Below are 21,238 nucleotides of genomic sequence, written 5' to 3'. Positions count from 1 at the left end.
GAAGGACTGGCGGCGGGTTGCGACACGATACGACAGATGCCCAAAAGTCTTCCTGTCAGCAATCGCGCTTGCAGCCCTCGTTATCTACTGGCTTTGAAACTCAATGAGTCCAGAGCCTAGCGCGCTCGCACGTGGATATGAATGCTCAAAAGTTGGAGCAGATTGGGTTGAGTTGGGATGGCATGTTGCAGCTCGCATAGAATACACAATAGTTTCAGACCACGAAGTCGCCTACGAGCTTGGTACAGGCGTTTTCATATGGGGCAAACCAAGGGGTAGCAAGTTTACAGCCTTCGGGTTCACCAAAGTTGAGGCCTACGGGTACGGATCTTTGGTTGCGCGGTCTCTGTCCGGGCAAACGGAAAAAATATGCTTTACGGCCACGAGCATTGACCCAATCACTATTTATTCAGCAGAGTTTTGATGTCGTGTCACCGACCAGTAATTTGGCAGGTTCTCGGAACACAGCTTGCGACGTATGGATAGAAGGTTGGCGCGGTTGCCTAGAATAGCGCCGATAGTGCTGGTTTGGGCGAATTTAGTCACAACCAGCCTGCCCAAGGCCAGTCTTGATCGGCTCAAGCCAGGCCGAAGCAGACCTCCGGCCCGCCGCAGATCCACGGCTGGTTCGCATGCAGTAAGGGCGGAAAGCGGACCTTCGCTGCGACCGCTCCTAATGTCCGCTTTCTTGCGCCCTAGTTTTCGTGTTGCTGCGACAGGACAGTGAGCCGAATGAAGTTTGGGTCATTTGAGAGAGCAGGATTGGCTCCCTGGATAATGGCCAACAAAGGACCCAACCTGCCATGCAAATAGGGAACATCTGCAGGGATTGTGGCGCTCAGTAGCGCTAGTATTTCACTGGGATGGTCAGCGGCCAGTTCACCATCTTCTAGGAGATGAAGCAGGTAGTTAAAATCCGTTGTCTGTCCTAGGTGATTTTTGAAACAAGTGAACGCGTCTTGAAAGCCCTTTCGAGATACCGCGGCCATCTGCGCGAAGTACCGGAAAGTTATCTCAGTGCGTGCTTCGGGCTTACTGGGCCAAAAGTTTTTCACAAATGGTATGACCCGGTTCTTTAGGTATTCTTCTTGTTGTTCCCCTGCACCCTGCAAGGCTCGGAACAGTGTCTCTGCTACAGTGTTAAGATACTTGGCAGGAAGGTTGGAAAATACGTCTCGAAGTTCCTTGGAGCTAAAAACCGAAGTTTCGCCTAAGGCAATGTAGGTTAAGAACCTCGTATATTGCTTCATGCACTGTTCTTCCAGAACACCAATGTGGTCGGGAACGGCCAAAAATGGCGATTTTAGTAGTTCAAGCAGTGGTAGGTAGATTCTTGGGGCATGCAAAAAACTGTCCCACATCGCAGCGGCTTTTGTGACGTCCGCATCCCATTCAAACGCTGGTATCAAATGCTGTTTGGTCCAATCCTCATCCACACGCAGTAACGGGATGATTTGTTGCGCGAGAATAACCGAGCCTATCCGAAGCGGCTGACTATCTGCATTGCTCATCTCCGCAAATCGACCCTTCAGCTCATCTGGGAGCCCCTGATCATCTTCCAGTTCTGTTGAGAACCACCAGTTCAAGAGTGAACTAGCGGCATGGCCAACTGGATGATTTATGGCGTGATTGAGCGAAATATCGTCGGAAGCTTCGACGGTTTCAGCACCGGTTTTTATTATTCGATCAACAAGAGCGAAGAACGCCTCTTCATGTTCCCCAACGTTTTTTGATATCCGACTTACCCACCAGGCGATCGCATGCAAAGCATCAGCAAAGTATTCCTCGGGCATGCTCATAATAACGGAAGAAACATGCTTCCATGAACGGTCTCGAAGCTCGTCACTAGACCACGCGTATAAGGCCTCAGCCCAACGTTGCGGGAGCCACACCCCTTCGCTTGCCAATTTCCTCAAAGCAAAGAATGATCGCCTAAAGTCATCGCGACACCTCTCAGACCAATTATCACCAGAAAAGACACTTTCAGACGAAGGCTTGTTCCGAAGCCACTCAACCAGATTCTTTACTTGTTTGGGTGATTGTTCAATCGGTTGCTCTTCACCGTTAGAGCTCCACATTGGGAATTCATCACGGTCATCGGGCGCCAATTGCCATTCGGGATAGCGTTCTTCCACCGATGCGATGAAAGTATCCGCGTTTTCCGTTGCAGCTCCGCCATTTGAAAGGAGCTTTTTCAATCTCAACCAACGCATTCGATCTGAAAAACGTTTAAACTCATCATCGCTAATGTCATCTCTGAATCGCGCCCGAGGAGGTCCTTCGAGTACTGCCTCCTGGAGCCTCCGCATATGATCAGCAGCCAAAACCGGACCGAATGAAACCAGCAAGCGCATAACCTCTCGCATTGTCGAGGTCGACCAAAGCCAATGCCTCTCGTCTGCCAATAGCCACGACATCGATGTGTCAAACGAAACGAGGTCCGGCCTCTGCGCCAACGCGAAAAAGACCAGCCTTCGAAAAACGGGATGCTTGGAACTCTCCCAGATTGTTAGCATAGCTTTTGCGTTTTCTCTGTTGCGATCTACGGTCGCCAACCAAGCGTCGCGACACAGGGTCACCAAGAGTGTCCAGTCGTTGTAGTCCTTGTTCTGGTCATGGTCTGAGATCGACGGGAGTTGTATGTAGCTGTAGTCTACAAGCTCGGATGAAATCTCAGCTTCGCACATAAGCGACAGCGTTTCTGACAACAGCTCTGATATGTCGGTCAAAATATTTGCAAGAAAGCCTTCGAATTGCTCAGTTTTCTGAATGCTCTCATATGCCGAATGAACGTGATCGGATGCCAGTGCGACTTCAACGTTGGCAATCGATGAAATCCTTTCGCTCGTATCGGCGGAATGATCTGTTCTCAAAGAATATGGGCGAGAAATCTTAAGTGAAGGGCGCAGTGCATCTTTGAATTCCTGCCTTACAACAGGAGTGTCTCCGTGTGTCTTGAAGCGCTTTTCCCACCCGTAGAGGCTGCCATTGTTGTGGCGTGATCGGGCGTACCCTGAAACGACAAATTCCCATAGCTTTCGCATGGTCGGGTTAAGGTGGTTTGAATCCTCTAAAGCTTTTTCAGGTGCAATTCGAAACGGGGACTTAGATTGCCACCTTGCCCTACAACCCAGAAAAGTGCTTCGGTTTGCTCCAGGTGTCTTGCCAACCACTTCGCCAGCGCCTCCATTGCCTTGTCCCAATCGGAACCATGCCCAGCATTGAGGTCAACGAGCGACATTCGAGGAGCCAGATGGGATGGGGCAGGTCTGGAAAGAAGGCTGAATTTTAATTCCGGGTTAAGACTTGTGTTGAAGAGATCACTCCTTGGCACACCAAATCGGGGAAGATCATCAATGCCAAATCTCGGTTTGGAGAACTCCTCCAACCATTCGATTGGAGGAACAGGATCGAGTTGAGAAAAGTGCTTCGCGGGCAACCCCGTTGGATCGCTTAGCGCCCAAATCATCCGCTTCACGAAATCATCCTGTAGTGTGCTTCCACTTGGTTTGTGGTGTGCATGACGTGCCACAATGGCCGACTTGCCATTGATGCCATCTCGATAGCTGTTGGCCCATGCATGGAGCGTTTCGTGCAGATAATAGTGATGGCTGCGGTTTTTATAGAGTATGGGAACTACGTTTTTGGCTGCCCACTCGGATTCGGTTTGATCCTTTTGCTTGGTGTATAGTTTCCAAACGCATATGCGACGTGGGTATTTTCACCCATCATGCTATCGGCTGCCAAAGCGTCCATCATGTAGCGGAGAATGGGATCGTTGATACTGTACCCAACAAAACAGACTGTATAGTTGCGAAATAGTTCAGACACAAAGCGCGCAGCCCATCTTTCAATGAGGTACGCCAAGCCAAAGTCGCCACTTGTGGCAACGAGACTGTTTAGGTTCGCTTCGGAACCCGTGCCGTCCAAAAGGCCATGAAGGTAGATCAACCCATCCCACCTGTTCTTTGGAACTGGTAACAGCGGGGCCGCGTGGGTTGGTGTATTGGTTTTTTTCGTCTCTATGACTTCTTCAAAAACCCGATCAAAGTTCGTTGTAATGAGCCGCGTGGCACCGGAGCGTGTCTTGCTAAGCCGAAGGAGCGCCTCATGTGTCTGCGTCGATTTCTTCCCAGCTAAATTTGGTCGAAGCGCGTTTGCAATAGCTTCACGCACTCTCAAACGCCCGTTGGGCAGCCTCCGCTCTAATAAGCCAAGGGTGGTATCATACTTGTATGCTTTTAGCGCTTCGACTTCGGCGCCATTGTGCGTCACCCCAAGTTCGTCGTATACAGCTTTTACCAAACCGCCGAAGTTTGGCAGTTTTGCGGGGTAGGATATTCCTGCACCGCAGAAGAAAACTACTTTCCCATCTTCATGAGCTTCTAATAGGGCTTCTGGAATGTCTGGACCATTGGGAATGTACTGCATCTAATACTCAAAAATCGGGATGGTTCCGTTTCAGCGATAGCTTGACCAAGGTTCCATGACAAGCAAAGGCATTGCGCTCGTTGCATCTTGGAGGACGTAGAGCGGACATTAGTTTGCGGATCGCTTAACGGCAACTGCGGGCCGGTCACGCCGGTTCGGCGGACCTTGCGGTCCGCAGGATCAGCCGGGGCTGACACCGCCTTCAGGATGGCCGCTTTCGGGAAAATGGCCCAAATACTTCGCACTCGCAGCGGAGCATTCACTGCGCCTAGTACGAATGTGGCATTTGGGTTGTCTTGAGCTGATCACAACTGGCCTAGGGCAGGCTGGTACTGGTTTTTTGGTACTGTACCGCCGCATGGCGACAGTGAGCCAAACCTGAACCTTGGATTTTTCTCTGCGCGCGCTCGCAGCAGCGAAATCGCAGCAACTGCATCTATTGCGGCGCTGCTGCGCGGCGTGAAAACCAGCCGTTCAAGCATGCTGCAGCGAGATCTGTCACCCGAATTCATAAGTCGCCGGACCAAGCGGACTTTCGCTGCACCCGCAGCCTCCACTCCCGGGCATGGGTCCTTTGAGCAGGAAGGGGAAAGTAGTGGCAATCGACAGGCCTGATTATTGCGCCTTCAGCACTCGCAAACCACGTTGATTAAAAACCGAACCTCAATTCGATTGTGAGGCCTGGCAAGAGATGCACCTACTGGGTGTGTCTCTACACAAGAATCGTCTTTAGGGTGCATTTTGCGGGGATTGAGGTCATGAAGATTTGCATCATTAACACGGGCGGCACCATCAGCTGTGTCGGCGATCCGCTAGCCCCCATGTCAGCTGCGGATTTCGCCGCTGCATCGCAGATAATCCTCGACCCGATCCTGGCAGAAGAGTTCTCTGACACCACCCTTGTTTACGAGACCGATCTGGTCTTTCCGGAGAGCACGACCGGGACACTCGACAGCACCAATCTGCAGCCAAGCGACTGGTGCCTGATGGCAGGCTACATCCTCGACAACTACGCAGATTATGATGGCTTCGTCATTCTGCATGGCACCGACTCGATGGATTTCACCGGCTCCGCATTGCCGTTTCTGCTGAATGTCTTCGACGCCCAGGGGTTTGGTACCGCCCTGTTGTCCAAGCCGGTCATCATCACCGGTTCGCAAGTGCCGATGTTTGCCGAAACCACACCAGGTGACGCTTCGAGCCTGACTCTGAACTTCAACACCGATGCCTTTCAGAATTTCTGCGGTGCGGTGGCCTGCGCACGGCTCGGCATTCCCGAAGTCGGGGTCTTTTTTGACAGCTGCCTCTACCGCGGCGACCGGGTGCTGAAAGTGAATGCCAGCGAGTTCGTGGCGTTCAACTCGCCCAATTACCCGCCGCTGGCGCAATACGGCATCCGGCTGACCCAATATCCCGACCGGATGCTGCCGGATCCGGTCAGCACCAGCGTCAGCCTGGACAACGCCACCGCCTTGGCCGCGGCGCAGGCACAGCTGACCGCCATCTCCGGTGCCATCGATGATTTCCCGGTGATGCAGTTCAACGCCTTTCCTGCCGCCTACAGCACAACCAGCAGCACCGCCCTCATCGCCAACCTGATCACTGCGGCGGTGGGCACGGGCCTGAAAGGCCTGGTGCTGGAATCCTATGGTGAAGGCAATTTCCCCTCCGGCAACCCGGATAACGCTCCAGAAGGCGCGGTCTACGCCGCTCTGAAGGCCGCCAATGACGCAGGTGTCGTAATTGTCGACAGCACCCAGGTGATTGCCGGAACGGTTAATGACTCGGCCTATGCCTCGGGCGCCTGGCTGCCCGGTGTGGGGGCGCTCAGCGCCTCGGACATGACGCCGATGGCGGCCTTTACCAAGACCATGATCCTGCAATCCGCTGCAGTCGGCAACAGCTGGACACCGGATCAGGTCAAAGACCTCATCCAGCTCAACCTGTTTGGCGAAATACAAAACGTCAGCCGTCTGGACAGCCGCACCAACAGTCAGCTGCTGGCCGGCCAGTCAATCATGGCGCTGGATGGCAGCGCCACACTCAGCAATGATCCGGTCTCCGGCCCAGTCCTTAGCGCCAGCGACGGGACTTTCCTGTGGGGACCCTTCGGAAGCCAGGCCGCAGGCCACCCCGGCAGCCTTTTCATGCAGAATGACGGCAACCTGGTGCTGCGCAGCGCCGGCAACGAACCCATCTGGGCCACTGACACCGGTGTCAGCGGCGGTGCCTCATCCGTGCTGATGATCTCCGGTTCCTATGGCAGCGGCAACCTCACGCTCAGCGTCTACAACTACTCCGGCCAGACGCTCTCCGCCACGCTCTACTCGCAAAACTGATCTCAAAACCCGGGAGAATATCATGACGCCTGCATTCAAATTCAGCGGCCGCGTGGCCGAAGGTGATCTTCGCCACTTCACTAGGGAGGAGGCGCCTGACGGAGCGTTGATCGCACCGAACTACGTCGCGACCGCCTGGGGCAGCGTTCCGCAATATGCCGCTACCGTCCGCGACACCAATACCGGCTATGACCCGGCAGGCGACTGCCAAGGGTCCTTCATGTCGGCAAAGTATCAGCCCAACAACAACTGCTACGCCTATGGCTGCAACATCGCCTCGAACTCCTTCCCACAACCTGGCCGCGCCAGCGGCGCGCCTACGCTCTCGGAAAACTTCAGCGCGGAGCATGTGCGTGACAATGCCATCAGCGACGGGCTGGTCTATGTCGGCACCACGCTGGCCGATATCAAAGAGCATGCGGCCACCGTCGGCACGGGCGGTCATTACGTTGCCCTGATGTTTTCGCCGCCGGAAAACGCCATCGGCGGAGATCCGGAGGCCAACTGGCCTGGGGACTACCACTGGGCGCGCTGCGACAGCCTTTCACCGATGTCCTGGTCGCAAAAGGATGGCGGCGATCAGGTGACGAACTTCGACTTTGCCGGCAAACCTATCACCGATCCGGCAAGCGCCAACTGGCGGGTCAACCAGGGGCCAATCCAGACCAGCGGCACAGGTAAGGACTTCAATGAATACGCCGTGACCTACGGCTTTTACTGCTACATGTTCGTGCCCGATGGATCCGTGAACATCATCTGAACCCTCCCGGAAATTCAGCGAGAGATTTTTCCATGTGTACCATTGGAACCGTTTTTGACGGCCAGACCATCCATACCTTCAAGCAATGCGACCTGATCCCAGTCACCGAATTCAACGAGCCGCAGACCAGGACGGGCAGTAGCGGCGTTGTCAGCTACACCGCCCTGACTCGGGGAGACGGCAGCGGGCGGCTCTGGGCAGGCAGCAACAGTTCGGGCGTGTCCTTTGTGGCCGCTGATGCCTATACCACGTCCGCTAATTACTACGTCACCGATGCGCAGACCGACGCCCTGTTCGCGGCTTATGAGAAGAGCATCTCCAGCTTCACCACCGCCAGCGCCGCCGCAGACTTCCTGGCCGGGTTCTACCAGGACATGGGCAGCGGAACCGCTTTTCCGGCGCCCGATATCAGCCTGCTGACAGGATGGGCAGACGAGGCGCAAACCCAGCCCGTTTCGATCTTCCTCGAATACATGCCCCGCCCCTTCCTGCACGCGCCGGTGCGCCGGATCGTCCGCCACGCCGGGCATTTCGTCTCAACCAACCATTTCCGCATTCAGCCGGAAGCAATCCACTACCCGGCCAACCACTCGACCTATCTGCGGCTATCCCGGGCTGAGCTGCTGCTTCAGCAGGACCCGACCCATGCCGGGATCATGTCGGTGCTGACCGATCAGTACTATGGCCGGTGCGAACTCTCGATCTGCCGCGAAACCGACTATCCGAACGAGGAATTCCAGACCCAAGCCACGGCACTGTTCTCAGCAAACCCCAGCCTGGCACCGGTCTGCGAGTACCAGGTCAACGGCAACCCGCTGACCAATCCGCTGCAAACCTATGAGGGGGCCGCCGCATGATACCTGTCACCATAGACCGCAACAGCAACCCGCCCGTCCCGAAACCCGATGGAGATTTCCGATTTGTCGATCAAGGCAACTACCTGAAATCTGCGCTGGTTCCCGGGCTGACCCTGTATTCGGACAGTGCAACCTCCTGCATCATCACCATCGTTGTTGCGCAGAAAGGCGAGGAGATCTCAGCCACGCTGGCACATCTGGACAGCCCCGATTGCATCAAGGCCTTTTTCGCGGTTGTGACGGCGGAAAACTACGACAGCATTCAAATTTATGCCCAGGGTGCCAACCCGCCCGACAATGAAACCGCAAGGCAGAACGCCGCCCAACTCAAGGCCTCTGTCGAAGGCTTTGGCAGCACGCTGGCGGCAGCGGACCTGTACCTGCTTGAGGGCAGCCCGCGTGACAACAACCGCGGCGATTTCGGCATCAGCATCGGCGCGGCGGGTGGCATAGTAGTCTCAAACCAGCCCTATGCTCTCGAACTCACCGACCGTGATCCGACCTGCGGCGGGCAGACCGTTTACTGCATCATGCGCCGTCAGGAGTACCCGCCGGTCGAGATCCGCAACGCGGCGCTGCCGTTCACCCATGCCGAATTGGTGGAACTCTCCTCCATCGCCCTCAGCTACCGCAAAACCCCGGATGATCCGGCTTCGGCCTTCACCAATATCGTCAACATGCAGAACGCTGCGATCCGCGAAAGCTGGTCGACGACCCCGCAATATGAGGCGCCATGGTTTTCGGATCAGCTGAAACAGGGCGCCTGTTTTGCCCTCTCCATGGCACCGGTCACCACTCTCAGCAGCTACTATCTGAGCAAGACGCCAGAGCGCCCGTTCACCCGCCTGCGCCGGGCAATTTTGCCAGCGAATTGAGGCAGCGCCGCGGCAAGGCCACTTCTTGCCGGTGGAACGAATAGGGTTCGCCGGAGCCCGAGTTAAGAAATTGTGCGGCTATGCTCCTAATTTACATAGCCGCATAAAAACTGGCCGCTGCTTCTGACGGCGAAAAGATTCGAGGACGATTTTCAAGCTGGAGAACCCAAAGACCCGAAAATGCGCAATGCAGTGCTCAATGCAATTCAGCACTGCACAGGTTAAATTCTTGCACGGAGCGCGCTTATCTGCTTTGACCATGAAAAACCAAAACCACAGGTGATACATGGCAATTGATCTGACCGGGCTGAATGCCGCTGAACTGGAAGCGCTGGCAAAGGATATCGAAGCCCGCAAAGTGGAGGTGGAGAAAGAGGCCAAGCAAAACGCCTATTCCGAAATGCTGGCCATCGCAGACAAACACGGTGTGTCCTTCGAAGATGTGATTGCACTTCATGGCGGCAAGAGCCGCAAGTCCGGCACAAAGGCACCCGCCAAATACGCCAATCCAAATGACGCATCCCAGACATGGACCGGCCGCGGGCGGAAACCGGCTTGGGTTCACGAAGCATTGAAAGCTGGCAAGTCTATTGAGGATCTTGAGATCTGATGATCCTAAACGTTGGGTTCACCAACCATCGAAACCCTTGAAGTTTCAGAAAAGGAACGTGCGGTGGCGGCGTTCAGCCGCCACGCAACATATCGGCTAATAGAAAGCAACGGCCCTAACCGGACCTTCGCCATCAATGCTGATGCTGCGACGGCACCCGTCAAAGGTGACATTCGCCGCAAATACTGCCATGGACAGCCAAAGTGACGATTTTGCGCAGTAACCGGGTTTGAACGACCGTAGCGCAAAACTGCGGAACAGTCCGTTTGATTGCCTGCAGCAAACTGCTTTGCTGCTTTGCTGCAGGCTCTGCCTCTCAGCTATCCAGGAAATCGGATATGGCCGCAGCGGCCTGTTCCGGCATTTCCCAGAACATATTGTGCCCTGCCCCTTCGAAAGTTTCGAAACGAGCGTTTGGATAGGCCTGTTTCAGCTTCTCCTGGTGCGCCGCATCAAACAGCTGGTCCTGATCTCCCCAGACAATCAGCATGGGCGCTTCAACGAGGCCGGTGAAGGCGGAAAGACTTCCGAGTGCTGTCCCCCAAAGCACACCTCTCCAGACATGGATCGGCATGGCCGCGCTTTCAGCTCTTTCTGCGCTGATAAAATCCTCGTCCACGGGATTGGGGTTCCAGTACCAGTCCATCATGAACTGGCCGTTCGGGTCGATCGGCGGCTGAAGCGGAATGATGTTGTCCCACAGCCAACTGCCCGGCCCGCTGCCCGTCTCGACGGTCGAAGAAAGCAAGACGGCCTTTTTCACCTGCTCAGGATGTTGGGCCGACAACAGCTGAGTCGTGAGTGACCCGAGGGAATGGCCCACGATATCGGCTTTCCCGATGTCCAGCGCCTTAAGGAATAGATGCACGTCATATGCCAGGTCAGTATAGGCGTAGCAGCATTCCGGCGCGCTGGACTTGCCGTGGCCGCGCAGGTCGATCGCGTAGATATGGCGCTCCGTCAGATAGGGCGCGAGGAGCGACCAGCTGCGGCTGTTGTCCGAGTAACCGTGTATCAAGACAAGCGGATCGCCTTCTGTATCGCCCATTTCCGAATAGGCCATTGTGACGCCGTTCGGCAGGTTCACCGTCTTCTTTGCGCCAGCCCATTCCGCCTGGCTTGGCACCGGGATGTCTTCCGCCCACAGGTTCGACGCGCTCAGAAGCAGGCCCAGAGCTGCGCCGAGCGGAGCTAGTTTTCTGATCATGGTTTTCCTCCTCCATGCAAATTGTTCAATTGGTCTGATTGCTGACCGGCGGGTCAACACTTGAACCTTCCTTGCAGTTTGTCAATAAGAAGCTGAGGAGAGGATCGCATGGCACTCAGCAAGATCAGTGATATCCGGCGCAGTGAACTCCGGCAGGCGGCCTTTGCTGTGATGCAGCGGGAAGGCGCTTCGGCGACGACGCTGGAAAAGGTTGCAAAGGAAGCCGGAGCATCGAAAAGCATTGTGTTGCATTACTTTCGCAACAAACAGGAGCTGTTCGAGGAAGCTATGCGCGAAGGCAATGCGAATCTGCGCCTTGCGGTGGTGAAGCGGCTGAACACGGCGGTCTCTCCGTTTCAGCGCGTATGGGCGGTAGTCGAAGCCAATTTGAGCGAAGAATTCTTCTCGCCGCCGAATGGCAATGCCTGGCTGTCTCTCTGCGCCGAAGCCCCCAAGGCGCCGCGGCTTGCACGCCTCCAGACGATTATTCACGCCCGCATGCACTCGAACCTTTTGTCCGGGTTGAGACCGCTCGTATCGGAAGTAGAGGCCCAGAAAATCGCACTGACGCTTTCTGCGCTGATTGATGGGTTTTGGGTCCGGCTGGCGCTGGGGGACAAATCCCTTACTTCCAGGATGGCGCTGCGGCTTGCCTACGACCACCTCGCAGCGGTGCTTCCCAGCTCTTCGCTGGAGGATGTTGTGTTAACCTAACCAATGGGGTCGTTTGGAAGCTGAGCGTCCCCTCCGGCGAGCGAGTGCGCGAACCAGGCACTACGGTAAAGGACCTGATACGGGCGCAGCTGTACGACGGCGGAGAGTACGTCGTGTCCAATGGCCGCGACATCATTGGCAGGCTGGTTCAGTCCGATATCTTCAACGCACTGCTGCGCGAATAGCGGGACTTACCCCGCAGCGATTGAGCGCGGCCTCCTGGCCCGCGGGCTTGCCAAGTTACCGCCAGATCGTCTGATAGGTGGTTATTTCGTTGCCGGTTTCCGGCTCTGTCCCAAGGATCAGCCCGTCCAGCGTTGTGGCATTGCCGAAATCCCCGCGCGACAGCACGATGCCAGAGGTTGATTTTCGCATCTTGCTCTGCTGAATGACACAGAACAGGCGCCCGGCCTGCTGCATGGCGATGCCCTCGAACTTGAACCTCCAGCAGAGATTGCGAGGGGCAGAGAACCGCGAACAGCAGGTGAGGCAGCTGAGCCGGACCCGGTTATCCACCGCAATCTTAAATTTCACAATTATGTTCAGCAATCTGTCAATAGCGGCTCAGTGGATTCGCTCAGCCTAAAATTGTTGATCAAGTCCAGCGACAGTGTGTTCAACCACCGAAGTGTGCGCCCCGACGGGCTGGCATCCAAAACTCAAATGATATCCATCCAAACATTTAATTTTCAGCTGCTGGGCATCTCCACTAACTTGCCGCCAAACCTGATCGGGAGGAGATCGAGATGAATGCGAGAACAGCACCAAGTCGGCGGCAGTTTCTTTGTGGAACCGGGGGGCTTGTGGCGGTGTCGGCAGGTCTTACCGGCGGTGCCGCGCCGGCGCAGACAACCGAGGCTGATGCGATAACGTCCTCGATTGCCGAGAGCCACTATTATCTAACGGATGCGCTGCTTGAGCAAGGCTTCCAGCGCGAAAACGATATCGTCGTCGCCACCATTACGGCCACAAAGACACTGGAGATTCGCGATGGCCGGATCGTTGCGATTCTCGACGACGGTGCCGCCCTGACGTCGGCGGTTCCGCGCTATTCCGCCGGGGGCCGGCTTGTCCTTCCGGCCTTCCGGGATATGCACATCCATCTGGACAAGACCTACTATGGCGGTCCGTGGCAAGCGCCGCTGCCGCGCAAGGGCAAGACGATCATGGATATGATCGCGCGGGAAGAAGAACTCCTGCCCAAGCTGTTGCCCACTTCGCAACAGCGTGCCGAGGCGCTGATCGAGCTGCTGCTCTCGCAGGGCACCACGACCGCACGCAGCCATTGCAATATCGACCCGGTCAGTGGACTGAAAAGCCTCGAACATCTTCAGATGGCGCTGGAGAACTATCGCGGCCGCTTCGACTGCGAGATCGTCGCGTTCCCCCAGCATGGTCTTCTGCATTCAAAGGTCGACGGGCTGATGCGCGAAGCCATGCAGGCAGGAGCGCATTTTGTCGGCGGTCTGGATCCGACCAATGTAGACGGCGCCATGCAGCAATCGCTGGATGCTATGTTCCAGATCGCAATGGATCACGACAAGCCAATCGACATCCATATCCATGAAACCACCCCGGAAGGCGTCGCCGCAATCAACTACATGGTCGATACCGTCGAACGGACCTCCGAATTGAAAGATCGGCTGACCCTCAGCCATGCCTTTGCCTTGGGAACTCTGTCGGAGGCGGAGCTCGACCCACTGGCCGAACGGATGGCCGCGCTCGGCGTCACAGTGATTTCGACCGTGCCGATAGGCGGTTTGACCATGCCGTTGCCGCGCCTGCGTGAGAAAGGTGTCACGCTGATGTCGGGCACCGACAGCGTCATCGACCATTGGTCGCCCTTCGGCACCGGCGACATGCTGGAGAAGGCCAATCTCTGTGCGCAGCTATATGGCGACCGCGACGAGTTCGGCCTGACCCGTTCGATGAGCATCGCGACCGGTGACGTTCTTCCACTGAGCGAGAGCGGAGAACAAGCCTGGCCGAAAGCGGGCGACGTAGCGGCCTTCGCACTAGCCGACAGCAGTTGTTCGGCCGAAGCGGTAGCGCGGCGTTCGCCGAGAACCGCCACCTTCCACGCCGGGAAACTGGTCTTCGGAGAGGTCACACAGGCCTGAACAATCGCGCAGATCGGACACAGGCTGCCGATCTGCGTATTTCCCTCGGGCTGACCTTGTTGCCCGATTTCCTTTTGTCGGGAGATATTCACAGGGTGGATCGGCCTTCCCATCATCAAGGCCGCTATTTCCCAACCGCATCCGCAAGTATCTGAACGATCTCGGAGACGAATGGGGTATTCGGGTCTGCCTGATGTATCGCGATTTCCATGGCATCGACGTTTGGCAAGCTCGGAATTTCATCCAAACCGAGCCCGACCACCCGTCTTGGCAGCAGGCTGATCCCGAGCCCGGCGTCAATTGCGCTCAGCAGACCGGCAAGGCTGGAACTGGTATAGACCAGGCGCCACCGGCGGCCGGCACTATCGAGCGCGGCGGTCATCTGGGTGCGGTACAGCCCATTCGAAGGAAAAGCGACCAGCGGCAGCGGGTCACATTCGTCCAGCGCATGACCCGCACCCTGGAACCACGCCAACGGTTCGGGCCAATGCATCGCACCGCGTGCCTCACCGCGATGCTGCTTGACCAAAACGAGATCCAGCTCTCCCTGCAGATAGGCGCGGTTGAGATCGCGGCTCAGACCGCTGGTAACTTCCAGTTTCGTGTTGGGATGCTGCCGGATGAAATCAGCAAGCGCCCGTGTCACCCGCCCCGAAGCGAAATCCTCAGGCAGGCCCAAGCGCAGGGTAATGGCCCGCGCCGCGCCCGACATAACCGCGGCGGCCTCATCGTTGAGGGCAAGTATGCGCCTGGCGTAACCCAGCAGTCGCGCGCCTGCTTCGGTAGGGGTGATGCCATCGCGCCCGCGATCCACAAGACGCACGCCCGCTGCCTCCTCCAGCCGCATGATCTTCTGGCTGGTCGTCGACTGTGTCGAATTCAGGTGCCGCGATGCAGCGGTGAAGCTGCGCGCGTCAATCACCGCGACGAAACTGCGCAACAGATCGGTGTTGAACAATCTATTTGATTTTTCACTGCTCTCCATCTGAACATTTAATTTCAAGATGATGAGTTTGTCTACTATCTGGAGAGGCAACTCAGGAGGTTCCCATGCCAGGCCGCTTGCCGACTCTTTTCGCACTCATTTCACTTACAGGATGCATGACAATGACCGAGCCCTTCGTTCCGGCCGCCCATGCCGACACTTTGTTGATCTCCGCGGCCGAAAGCGGTGACACAGAAGCCGTATCAGAGATGATCGCCAGCGATGCAGAACTTGACGCTCAGGACGAACGCGGGCGCACAGCTCTGATGGCCGCAACCCACGCAAACCGGATCGAAACTGCCCGCCTGCTGATCGAGGCCGGTGCCGACGTGAATGCAAAGGACGATATCGAGGACAGCCCTTACCTCTATGCCGGTGCTCGTGGGCATCTGGAGATCCTGAAGATGACGCTGGCACACGGCGCCGACCTGGCGAGCACCAACCGCTATGGCGGCACCGCGCTGATCCCGGCGGCGGAACGCGGCCATGTGGAGACAGTGCGGGTGCTGATCGAAGCTGGCACCAATATCGACCACGTGAACAAGCTGGGCTGGACGGCTCTGCTCGAAGCGGTGATCCTCGGGGATGGCGGAAGGCGCCACGTCGAGATCGTCAGGCTGCTGGTCGAGGCAGGTGCCGATGTGAACCTGGCCGATAATGACGGAGTGACAGCGCTGCAACATGCCCGTCAGCGCGGCTATCCCGAAATCGCGAGGATACTTGAGGAGGCAGATGCACGATGACTGACAAGGCTTTCATGGATGAAGCGATCGCGCTCGACCGCGAGAATGTCGCCAATGGCGGCCAGCCCTTCGGTGCCGTGCTGGTCAAGGACGGCAAGGTCGTCGCGCGGGCGGTGAACCGGATGGAGGCCGACAACGATCCAACCGCGCATGCGGAACTGGTGGCGTTGCGTGAAGCCGGCGCGGCGCTGGCGACCCCCTGTCTCGACGGTTGCACTGTCTACGCCAGCGGCCAGCCCTGCCCGATGTGCCTCGCCGCGATGCGCAACGCCGGGATCGCCGAGATCGTCATCGGCTATACCAACGAGAACGGCGCGCCCTATGGTCTGTCCTCGGCCGCGGCCGCCGCAGAGCTGTCGCAACCGCTCGAAGACCAGGACTGGGCGGTGATACGCTATTTCGAGCCTGAGGACGCAGCGACACCCGGTATCTACCGGTCGTGGGCGGCGCGCTCGACGGAAGGCAGTTAGGAGCGAAACATGGCAGGTATGATGAATGCGCCCGCGTCGCGGCGGATCGCGCTGGTATTCCTGATCGTGGTGATCGCGCTCAACCTGCGGCCCTTCCTGGCCGCGCCGGGTCCGATCTTGCCACAGATTGCCAAGGATACCGGTCTGGGATACGGGGCGCTGTCGCTGCTGACCCTGCTGCCGATGCTGCTGATGGGGATCGGGGCCTTCGCATCGCCACCGATCCAGGCCATGATCGGCACGCGCCGCGGGCTGTTGGTGGCGCTTGGCCTGCTTTTCCTGGGAATTTCTTTCAGATTTTTTGCGGCAAGCGGGTCGGTCCTGATCCTGACGGCCATCCTGTGCGGTGCAGGCGCAGCGTTCATCCAGTCGGTGGTTCCGGGGCTGATCAAGGAGAAGTTCGCCGCAAACGTGGCGGCGATGACCGGGCTCTATTCGGCGATGATCATGACAGGTGGCGCATTGGGGGCGCAACTGACCCCGGCGCTGGTCGAGGGCGGACAGTCTTGGACCGCGGCGCTCGCCATTCTGTCGCTGCCCGTGCTGCTTGCCCTGGTGGCGGCGGCCGGGATCCTGTCTGAAACGCGGGTCCTTCGACCGGATCGGGGCCTGGTCGCGCAGCTTCTTGGCCGGCGTAGAACCTGGGTACTGATGGCCGTGTTCGGCCTCATCAACGGCGGATATTCGTCGATGATTGCGTGGCTTGCGCCCTACTACCAGGCGCAGGGCTGGAGCGGCGGCGGTAGCGGTACCCTGATCTCGATCATGGCAGTAAGCCAAGGCTTCGGCGCGGTCATCCTGCCGCTGCTCGCCCGGAGCCAAGCCGACCGTCGCCCCTGGCTGTGGGCCTGCATCGCCATGCAGGCCACCGGTTTCGCCGGGCTGGTCGCCGCGCCGTCCGTGCTTCCGATGTTCTGGGTGGCGATCTGCGGCGTCGGGCTGGCCGGAAGCTTCGCGCTCTGCCTCATCGTTGCGCTCGATCACCTTCCCGACCCCGCTCAAGCCGGTTCGCTTGCCGCGCTCATGCAGGGTGGCGGGTTTGTCCTTGCCGCGACCCCGCCTTTCATCGTGGCGCGCATACACGAGGCCACGGGAAGTTTTGCCGGCGGCTGGATCATGCACCTTGGCTGGCTCGCCGCCGCCGCCATTCTAATCAGCCGCTTCGCCCCGGAACGCTATCCGGCGGCTATGGGGCCAAGTCTGCCATGTGAACCGCAAACGGTTCCGGATCAGTTCCTCTTCCTGCCAGGGGTTCTTCGCGGAAAACTCTAACAAGCTTCGAAGATGTTGCCGGGGATCACATCATCTTCAAAGAAGGCCAGAAGTTACAGGCATCTGATCGTGCAATTGAAAATAGCGTCTCCATTCTCTGCAATCCCATGAACCTGAAAAACGTTCTTGGCCAGATCGATGCCGACTGTTCTAACCTGCTTTGGGTGGCTCCTTTCCTCGCATTAATAGACAACTGCGAAAGGCAATGACGGCAAAGTCCCGTCATGTCGCCCATCAATCTCCCGACATTGAAAGGCCGGTGTGTGTGTCAGAAATGCTTAGCGGATGGACTGGAAAGGACGGACAGCCGCCATCGCCGAGACTATTGGTTCTCCGCCATCACAAAGGCTGTAAGCCGTTTTCTTAGAGTGACTGATCCGGCTGTACCCCTGCGCACAATTTCAGCCCCTTTCCTGCGGGGCTTTACCGTTCACGTCCCCTGCCCGGCCGCGAGCGGTCTTCTTCCCCGCGCGCTGGCTCCGGGTATTGCACCGTCCCGCGGGCTCCGGTTGTATCGCCAATGCGGCCAGGCGACGGCACCGCCTCCAATGCTCTTGCGATCTCTGCCCGCTGGGTAACGACCTCCGTTAGCCGGGCGGTAAATCGCCCGGTCTCCTTTGCCAAGTCCCGGTCCGCGGGATCATCGGATTGCGACAGTATCCGGGCCGCGCCCGTATAGGTCCGCATGACCCTGTTCCGGTGGTCAGCAATTGCCGCGTCCCAAGCATGGGTTGGAAGCACGCCATTGTTGCGCTCGAGATCCCGGCGCACCTCATTGCGCTTTTTCGCATCAATATAGAGTTCCCCGCCGCGCTGGCGGATCTTGTAGACAGGAGTGCTTTCGCCCCGACGGGTCTTGCCCCGGGCATGCCGCGGGGTGGATTCCGCCTCGATGCCGCGCTGGCGCAGTTTCTCCGCAAAGGTATCGCGCAGATGCTGCAAATCAGCTTTCCGCAAGTTGAGTTTCACGCCATCATGCCCAACCGTACGCACCGTCAGGTGCACATGCGGATGCGGGGTGTCCGTGTGGAGCGCCATAGCGTAGTCGTGACGGCCGCCGAATTCCTGTTCCGCCAGCGCCCGCACCGCATCCTTCACACCGCTGGCATTTGTATTGCCCGGCATTGAAAAAAGTATGCTGGTGGTGATCCTTGTGCGGTCCGACGCCATGCCGGCGGCCCGCGCATCGTCATGCTTCTCGATCCAGTCCCGGTAGAGCTCCGCGGTGGCCTGCCTGCCTTTCAGCACCCCGACATCGGACGTCTCCACCTCGAGCTTGCCGTTCCGGCTGATGTAATTGATGTGCTCCGCAACACGCCTCGCCTCAGTTCCGCGCGTGACCTTGATCGGGTTCCCGTGCTTGTCGGATTTGGCTGGCTTGGTCACCTTCACCATGACCTCCGGCGTGCCTTTGACCACCCGCGCCAGGCGCGCTTTGTCAGCTGCAGAAATCGTTTGCCCGCCACGGGCAGGTAACGTCACCTGGTTTGCTTTCACGCTCGCCTTGGACTGCTGAGGGTTGCTGCGCCTTTCAGTCTCTGCAACAAAAAAACCGGAGGCCGCATTCCGCACCAAGCGGCCCTTCCGGGGCGGCCAGCAATCCTGAAACCCGTAGGTGTCCTTGAAGTCGCTCAATCCGCCAGCTCCTCTTCCTCGAGGCCAAGCTGAAACGCAAGCCGGCCCCTGGCGAAGTCACGCACTTGCTGCCGCAGCTCCGCCACCTCTCCGCGCAGTTGCACCACTTCCTTCCGGGCCGGGGCGTAGCTGTCCCCGGTGAAGACCCCGCGATTCATCGCATAGGCGATCTGGTTCACGTTTGTGGCCAGGCCATGTATCTGCCGCAGACCTGACATGAAACGGCGGCGGTCGCGCGCCGTCGGCTGAGGGGCTGCGCGAAACCGCGCGGTCAGCAGATTGGCCGCCAAGGTAGACGGTGTCACCCCGGCCCGCACTGCTTCCTCGGACAGCGCTTCACGGGCATCAGAGGCCAGGCGGACGGTGACCTTGCCCTCGCGGCGGGACCGCGAGGACGGCTGTGGAGGCCCTGCCGGGCCCTCCTCTTCTCCCAGAACGATATCGATGAGCTGACCCAGAAAGGCCGAAACTGTTTGCCCCTTGGCCTCTGCAACGGCTGCAAGCCGGGCATGGCGGTCTGGGGGCAAATAGGCCATCGCGGCTTTCTTTTGTGTCGGCATTTCTATCCATGGTAATGTACTTGCTGGCGATACGCCTATCCTGCATTAGCCCTATAGGAAAGCGGATTTGTGGTCCCGGACCACACTATGCGTGGCACCCCCGGTCAGGGTCAGGCTTAACCTCACCGCCCTGCGGGCGGTGAGGTGCTTCCGGCGTCGAGCTATCCGCTGGGTGCTCCCGCCAAGGAAATGCGGTCCCGGACCACGTGTTTGGCACCGGAACCAAGGTGGGGTGGCCAGGCCACTTCACTCCGGCCATCCGGGGCATTCCAAAGAATTCAGCTGCGGCGTTGGAAAAGTTTGGGCCCCCGGACCCCGGCGGGATACTCAAATGCGGTCCGCCGCCCCCGCAGTGCAGCCAGTAGCACGAAGAGGGAAACCCTGGCTGCCGCCTCCGCAACTGGCAGAAATGGCGAATGGTCAAAGCTGATTGCCCCGCAGGTCCTGACAATGTGGTCCCGGACCACATATCCAAAACTGAAAACGCGCCACCCTCCGGGCAGCGCGTTGCTCAATGCCTGGATCTGCAGCGGCCTTCGTGCCCGGTCAAACCGCCTGGCATACACACAAGCGGCCCGCTTCCGGGAAAGACATGCCTGAGCTTCTACAGCGCGACGACCTCGATCAGTTCCAGCTCCGACAACAGGACCTCCTCCACCCGGCTCCCGTTTTCAAAACTCACCAGGATGGATTTCGAGTTGGAGGCAAGCTGGTCCGTCAGAAGTCGGCCAGTAGCTCCGCCGTGCCTGCAGATGATGGCAGCCCCCCTGCCCGCCTGAACATTCTGGGTGCCACCCACGCTTTTCACCTCCGGTGCTTTGACGGTTCCGCCATGGTCCAAGGATGCAGTCTGCCCGGCAGCCGTGTCACCGCCGGTTTGCATTTCAACGGACTGCGTTTGATCGCTGCACCCGCCTGCTGCGTCTTCCGCGGTGCGGGGACCCCTGGCAGCATCTGTAGCGTCTTGCGTCAATCTGGAACGCAGTCTCGCGACAGTCACCCGAGAAACATCCCCCGCGTCGGAAGTTTGCACAAATTCCTCCACCTCGTCGGGGTTCTTCTTCCAAAGCGCATAGAGGTCGGACAAAGCCCGGACCGGGACATCTTTTTCCGCCAGTTGCTGCAGCAGTACAGGCATGCCAAGGACAGCCGCAAACCGTGAGACTTCGCTTTCTCCCCACCCTAGCGCGCTGGCGATCTCGCCCCGGGACTTGCCCGCTTCGCGCATGGCTGACACGGCATTGGCGATTTCAAAAGTGGTGAGGCCATCGCGCTGCACATTCTCTGTCAGCTGCGCCATGCGCAGCTCCTCGGTCATTTCCCGTTCTATGGCCGGGATCGACTGCAGGCCTGCCCGTTTCGCGGCGCGGTAGCGCCGCTCCCCCATGATGATCAAATGCCTGCCGTCGCCATTGAGCGGCTGGACGGTGATTGGCTGCAGGACGCCTTGCACGCTGATGCTGTCCGCCAGGGACGCCAGTTTTTCCTCGTCAAAATGTTTGCGCGGCTGCTCCGGATCCGGTTCGATTAAGTCGATGGGGATATCACGTGGGCTCCCCTGCCCTGCTGTCCGGGGCATTCGCATCAGGTCATTGAGGGCTCCTGCCTCCTTCAGAGAAGACAGCATGGACCTGTTGACCCGGGAGTTGGAACCGCCGCC

The 21,238-nt window shown here is 58.2% G+C and carries 21 protein-coding genes and 1 pseudogene; 13 read left to right on the top strand and 9 right to left on the bottom strand.

Going from position 1 to position 21,238, the window contains the following annotated elements:
* A pseudogene (locus tag KUV26_RS22010) lies at nucleotides 1-97 on the top strand (IS5/IS1182 family transposase); the annotation flags it as partial.
* Between the two features lie 598 nt (nucleotides 98-695).
* Here the strand turns inward: KUV26_RS22010 and KUV26_RS22005 are convergent.
* The 3 genes from KUV26_RS22005 to KUV26_RS21995 all read right to left on the bottom strand — a co-directional run bounded on the left by KUV26_RS22005 (nucleotide 696) and on the right by KUV26_RS21995 (nucleotide 4,431).
* Complete coding sequence (locus KUV26_RS22005; protein ID WP_222510037.1) at nucleotides 696-3,044, bottom strand: hypothetical protein; 2,349 nt, start codon at nucleotides 3,042-3,044, stop codon at nucleotides 696-698.
* 26 nt (nucleotides 3,045-3,070) lie between these two features.
* A complete protein-coding gene (locus KUV26_RS22000) occupies nucleotides 3,071-3,478 on the bottom strand; it encodes a hypothetical protein (protein WP_222510036.1) in 408 nt (135 codons plus the stop codon).
* A gap of 158 nt (nucleotides 3,479-3,636) precedes the next feature.
* A complete protein-coding gene (locus KUV26_RS21995; RefSeq protein WP_222510035.1) occupies nucleotides 3,637-4,431 on the bottom strand; it encodes an SIR2 family protein in 795 nt (264 codons plus the stop codon).
* Between the two features lie 758 nt (nucleotides 4,432-5,189).
* Between KUV26_RS21995 and KUV26_RS21990 the strand changes: the two genes are divergently transcribed.
* The 6 genes from KUV26_RS21990 (at nucleotide 5,190) to KUV26_RS21965 (ending at nucleotide 10,079) form a co-directional block, all read left to right on the top strand.
* A complete protein-coding gene (locus KUV26_RS21990; protein ID WP_222510034.1) occupies nucleotides 5,190-6,770 on the top strand; it encodes an asparaginase domain-containing protein in 1,581 nt (526 codons plus the stop codon).
* 22 nt (nucleotides 6,771-6,792) lie between these two features.
* Nucleotides 6,793-7,530, top strand: coding sequence for a hypothetical protein (locus KUV26_RS21985; RefSeq protein WP_222510033.1), 738 nt, complete (start codon nucleotides 6,793-6,795; stop codon nucleotides 7,528-7,530).
* A 32-nt stretch (nucleotides 7,531-7,562) separates the two neighbouring features.
* Complete coding sequence (locus tag KUV26_RS21980; RefSeq protein ID WP_222510032.1) at nucleotides 7,563-8,387, top strand: C45 family peptidase; 825 nt, start codon at nucleotides 7,563-7,565, stop codon at nucleotides 8,385-8,387.
* The gene (locus KUV26_RS21975; protein ID WP_222510031.1) at nucleotides 8,384-9,262 is read left to right on the top strand and encodes a hypothetical protein; all 879 of its coding nucleotides are present in this window, start codon (nucleotides 8,384-8,386) and stop codon (nucleotides 9,260-9,262) included. The genes KUV26_RS21980 and KUV26_RS21975 overlap by 4 nt, the downstream gene beginning before the upstream one ends.
* A gap of 286 nt (nucleotides 9,263-9,548) precedes the next feature.
* Nucleotides 9,549-9,872: an H-NS family nucleoid-associated regulatory protein gene (locus KUV26_RS21970; RefSeq protein ID WP_222510030.1), complete on the top strand. Its 324-nt coding sequence runs from the start codon at nucleotides 9,549-9,551 to the stop codon at nucleotides 9,870-9,872.
* A 12-nt stretch (nucleotides 9,873-9,884) separates the two neighbouring features.
* On the top strand, nucleotides 9,885-10,079 hold the full coding sequence (locus KUV26_RS21965; protein WP_222510029.1) for a hypothetical protein: 195 nt from the start codon (nucleotides 9,885-9,887) through the stop codon (nucleotides 10,077-10,079).
* A 109-nt stretch (nucleotides 10,080-10,188) separates the two neighbouring features.
* Here the strand turns inward: KUV26_RS21965 and KUV26_RS21960 are convergent, their stop codons facing one another.
* On the bottom strand, nucleotides 10,189-11,136 hold the full coding sequence (locus tag KUV26_RS21960; RefSeq protein WP_222510028.1) for an alpha/beta fold hydrolase: 948 nt from the start codon (nucleotides 11,134-11,136) through the stop codon (nucleotides 10,189-10,191).
* Nucleotides 11,137-11,187: 51 nt separating this feature from the next.
* Here KUV26_RS21960 and betI point away from each other — a divergent pair, with 51 nt between their 5' ends.
* Together betI and KUV26_RS21950 are read left to right on the top strand one after the other, a co-directional pair.
* Complete coding sequence (gene betI / locus KUV26_RS21955) at nucleotides 11,188-11,793, top strand: choline-responsive transcriptional repressor BetI (protein WP_222510027.1); 606 nt, start codon at nucleotides 11,188-11,190, stop codon at nucleotides 11,791-11,793.
* 44 nt (nucleotides 11,794-11,837) lie between these two features.
* Complete coding sequence (locus tag KUV26_RS21950; RefSeq protein WP_222510026.1) at nucleotides 11,838-11,978, top strand: hypothetical protein; 141 nt, start codon at nucleotides 11,838-11,840, stop codon at nucleotides 11,976-11,978.
* Nucleotides 11,979-12,033: 55 nt separating this feature from the next.
* Here the strand turns inward: KUV26_RS21950 and KUV26_RS21945 are convergent, their stop codons facing one another.
* Nucleotides 12,034-12,327, bottom strand: a complete 294-nt coding sequence (locus tag KUV26_RS21945; RefSeq protein WP_222510025.1) for a hypothetical protein — start codon at nucleotides 12,325-12,327, stop codon at nucleotides 12,034-12,036.
* A gap of 212 nt (nucleotides 12,328-12,539) precedes the next feature.
* Here KUV26_RS21945 and KUV26_RS21940 point away from each other — a divergent pair, with 212 nt between their 5' ends.
* Nucleotides 12,540-13,913, top strand: a complete 1,374-nt coding sequence (locus KUV26_RS21940; protein ID WP_222510024.1) for an amidohydrolase family protein — start codon at nucleotides 12,540-12,542, stop codon at nucleotides 13,911-13,913.
* A 124-nt stretch (nucleotides 13,914-14,037) separates the two neighbouring features.
* Here KUV26_RS21940 and KUV26_RS21935 read toward each other — a convergent pair whose 3' ends face one another.
* A complete protein-coding gene (locus tag KUV26_RS21935) occupies nucleotides 14,038-14,898 on the bottom strand; it encodes a LysR family transcriptional regulator (RefSeq protein ID WP_222510023.1) in 861 nt (286 codons plus the stop codon).
* Nucleotides 14,899-15,020: 122 nt separating this feature from the next.
* Between KUV26_RS21935 and KUV26_RS21930 the strand changes: the two genes are divergently transcribed.
* The 3 genes from KUV26_RS21930 to KUV26_RS21920 are packed head-to-tail and all read left to right on the top strand — an operon-like array spanning nucleotide 15,021 to nucleotide 17,383.
* A complete protein-coding gene (locus tag KUV26_RS21930; RefSeq protein WP_261400059.1) occupies nucleotides 15,021-15,641 on the top strand; it encodes an ankyrin repeat domain-containing protein in 621 nt (206 codons plus the stop codon).
* Nucleotides 15,638-16,111 carry a nucleoside deaminase gene (locus KUV26_RS21925; RefSeq protein ID WP_222510021.1) on the top strand — a complete coding sequence of 158 codons (474 nt, stop codon included), beginning with the start codon at nucleotides 15,638-15,640 and terminating at the stop codon, nucleotides 16,109-16,111. The genes KUV26_RS21930 and KUV26_RS21925 overlap by 4 nt, the downstream gene beginning before the upstream one ends.
* A 9-nt stretch (nucleotides 16,112-16,120) precedes the next feature.
* Nucleotides 16,121-17,383 carry a cyanate transporter gene (locus tag KUV26_RS21920; protein ID WP_222510020.1) on the top strand — a complete coding sequence of 421 codons (1,263 nt, stop codon included), beginning with the start codon at nucleotides 16,121-16,123 and terminating at the stop codon, nucleotides 17,381-17,383.
* A gap of 423 nt (nucleotides 17,384-17,806) precedes the next feature.
* Here KUV26_RS21920 and KUV26_RS21915 read toward each other — a convergent pair whose 3' ends face one another.
* The 3 genes from KUV26_RS21915 to KUV26_RS21905 all read right to left on the bottom strand — a co-directional run bounded on the left by KUV26_RS21915 (nucleotide 17,807) and on the right by KUV26_RS21905 (nucleotide 21,157).
* The gene (locus tag KUV26_RS21915) at nucleotides 17,807-19,018 is read right to left on the bottom strand and encodes a relaxase/mobilization nuclease domain-containing protein (protein ID WP_222510019.1); all 1,212 of its coding nucleotides are present in this window, start codon (nucleotides 19,016-19,018) and stop codon (nucleotides 17,807-17,809) included.
* A complete protein-coding gene (gene mobC, locus KUV26_RS21910) occupies nucleotides 19,015-19,554 on the bottom strand; it encodes a plasmid mobilization relaxosome protein MobC (RefSeq protein ID WP_222510018.1) in 540 nt (179 codons plus the stop codon). Before mobC ends, KUV26_RS21915 begins: the two co-directional genes overlap by 4 nt.
* Nucleotides 19,555-20,182: 628 nt before the next feature.
* Nucleotides 20,183-21,157, bottom strand: coding sequence for a ParB/RepB/Spo0J family partition protein (locus tag KUV26_RS21905; protein WP_261400057.1), 975 nt, complete (start codon nucleotides 21,155-21,157; stop codon nucleotides 20,183-20,185).
* Nucleotides 21,158-21,238 lie beyond the last annotated feature (81 nt).

Source organism: Leisingera daeponensis (genome assembly GCF_019801465.1).
GTDB lineage: Bacteria > Pseudomonadota > Alphaproteobacteria > Rhodobacterales > Rhodobacteraceae > Leisingera > Leisingera daeponensis_A.
The sequence above is the reverse complement of the archived record's forward strand: the minus strand, read 5'-3'. Positions and strand labels throughout refer to the sequence as shown.

Excerpts from the sequence above, each read along its gene's own strand:
- mobC (WP_222510018.1), bottom strand. The coding sequence starts at position 19,554 with ATGGCCTATTTGCCCCCAGACCGCCATGCCCGGCTTGCAGCCGTTGCA.
- KUV26_RS21930 (WP_261400059.1), top strand. The coding sequence starts at position 15,021 with ATGACCGAGCCCTTCGTTCCGGCCGCCCATGCCGACACTTTGTTGATC.
- KUV26_RS21905 (WP_261400057.1), bottom strand. The coding sequence starts at position 21,157 with ATGCCCCGGACAGCAGGGCAGGGGAGCCCACGTGATATCCCCATCGAC.
- KUV26_RS21970 (WP_222510030.1), top strand. The coding sequence starts at position 9,549 with ATGGCAATTGATCTGACCGGGCTGAATGCCGCTGAACTGGAAGCGCTG.
- KUV26_RS21975 (WP_222510031.1), top strand. The coding sequence starts at position 8,384 with ATGATACCTGTCACCATAGACCGCAACAGCAACCCGCCCGTCCCGAAA.
- KUV26_RS21935 (WP_222510023.1), bottom strand. The coding sequence starts at position 14,898 with ATGGAGAGCAGTGAAAAATCAAATAGATTGTTCAACACCGATCTGTTG.
- KUV26_RS21985 (WP_222510033.1), top strand. The coding sequence starts at position 6,793 with ATGACGCCTGCATTCAAATTCAGCGGCCGCGTGGCCGAAGGTGATCTT.
- KUV26_RS21995 (WP_222510035.1), bottom strand. The coding sequence starts at position 4,431 with ATGCAGTACATTCCCAATGGTCCAGACATTCCAGAAGCCCTATTAGAA.
- KUV26_RS21980 (WP_222510032.1), top strand. The coding sequence starts at position 7,563 with ATGTGTACCATTGGAACCGTTTTTGACGGCCAGACCATCCATACCTTC.
- KUV26_RS21920 (WP_222510020.1), top strand. The coding sequence starts at position 16,121 with ATGGCAGGTATGATGAATGCGCCCGCGTCGCGGCGGATCGCGCTGGTA.
- betI (WP_222510027.1), top strand. The coding sequence starts at position 11,188 with ATGGCACTCAGCAAGATCAGTGATATCCGGCGCAGTGAACTCCGGCAG.
- KUV26_RS22005 (WP_222510037.1), bottom strand. The coding sequence starts at position 3,044 with ATGCGAAAGCTATGGGAATTTGTCGTTTCAGGGTACGCCCGATCACGC.
- KUV26_RS21990 (WP_222510034.1), top strand. The coding sequence starts at position 5,190 with ATGAAGATTTGCATCATTAACACGGGCGGCACCATCAGCTGTGTCGGC.
- KUV26_RS21940 (WP_222510024.1), top strand. The coding sequence starts at position 12,540 with ATGAATGCGAGAACAGCACCAAGTCGGCGGCAGTTTCTTTGTGGAACC.
- KUV26_RS21925 (WP_222510021.1), top strand. The coding sequence starts at position 15,638 with ATGACTGACAAGGCTTTCATGGATGAAGCGATCGCGCTCGACCGCGAG.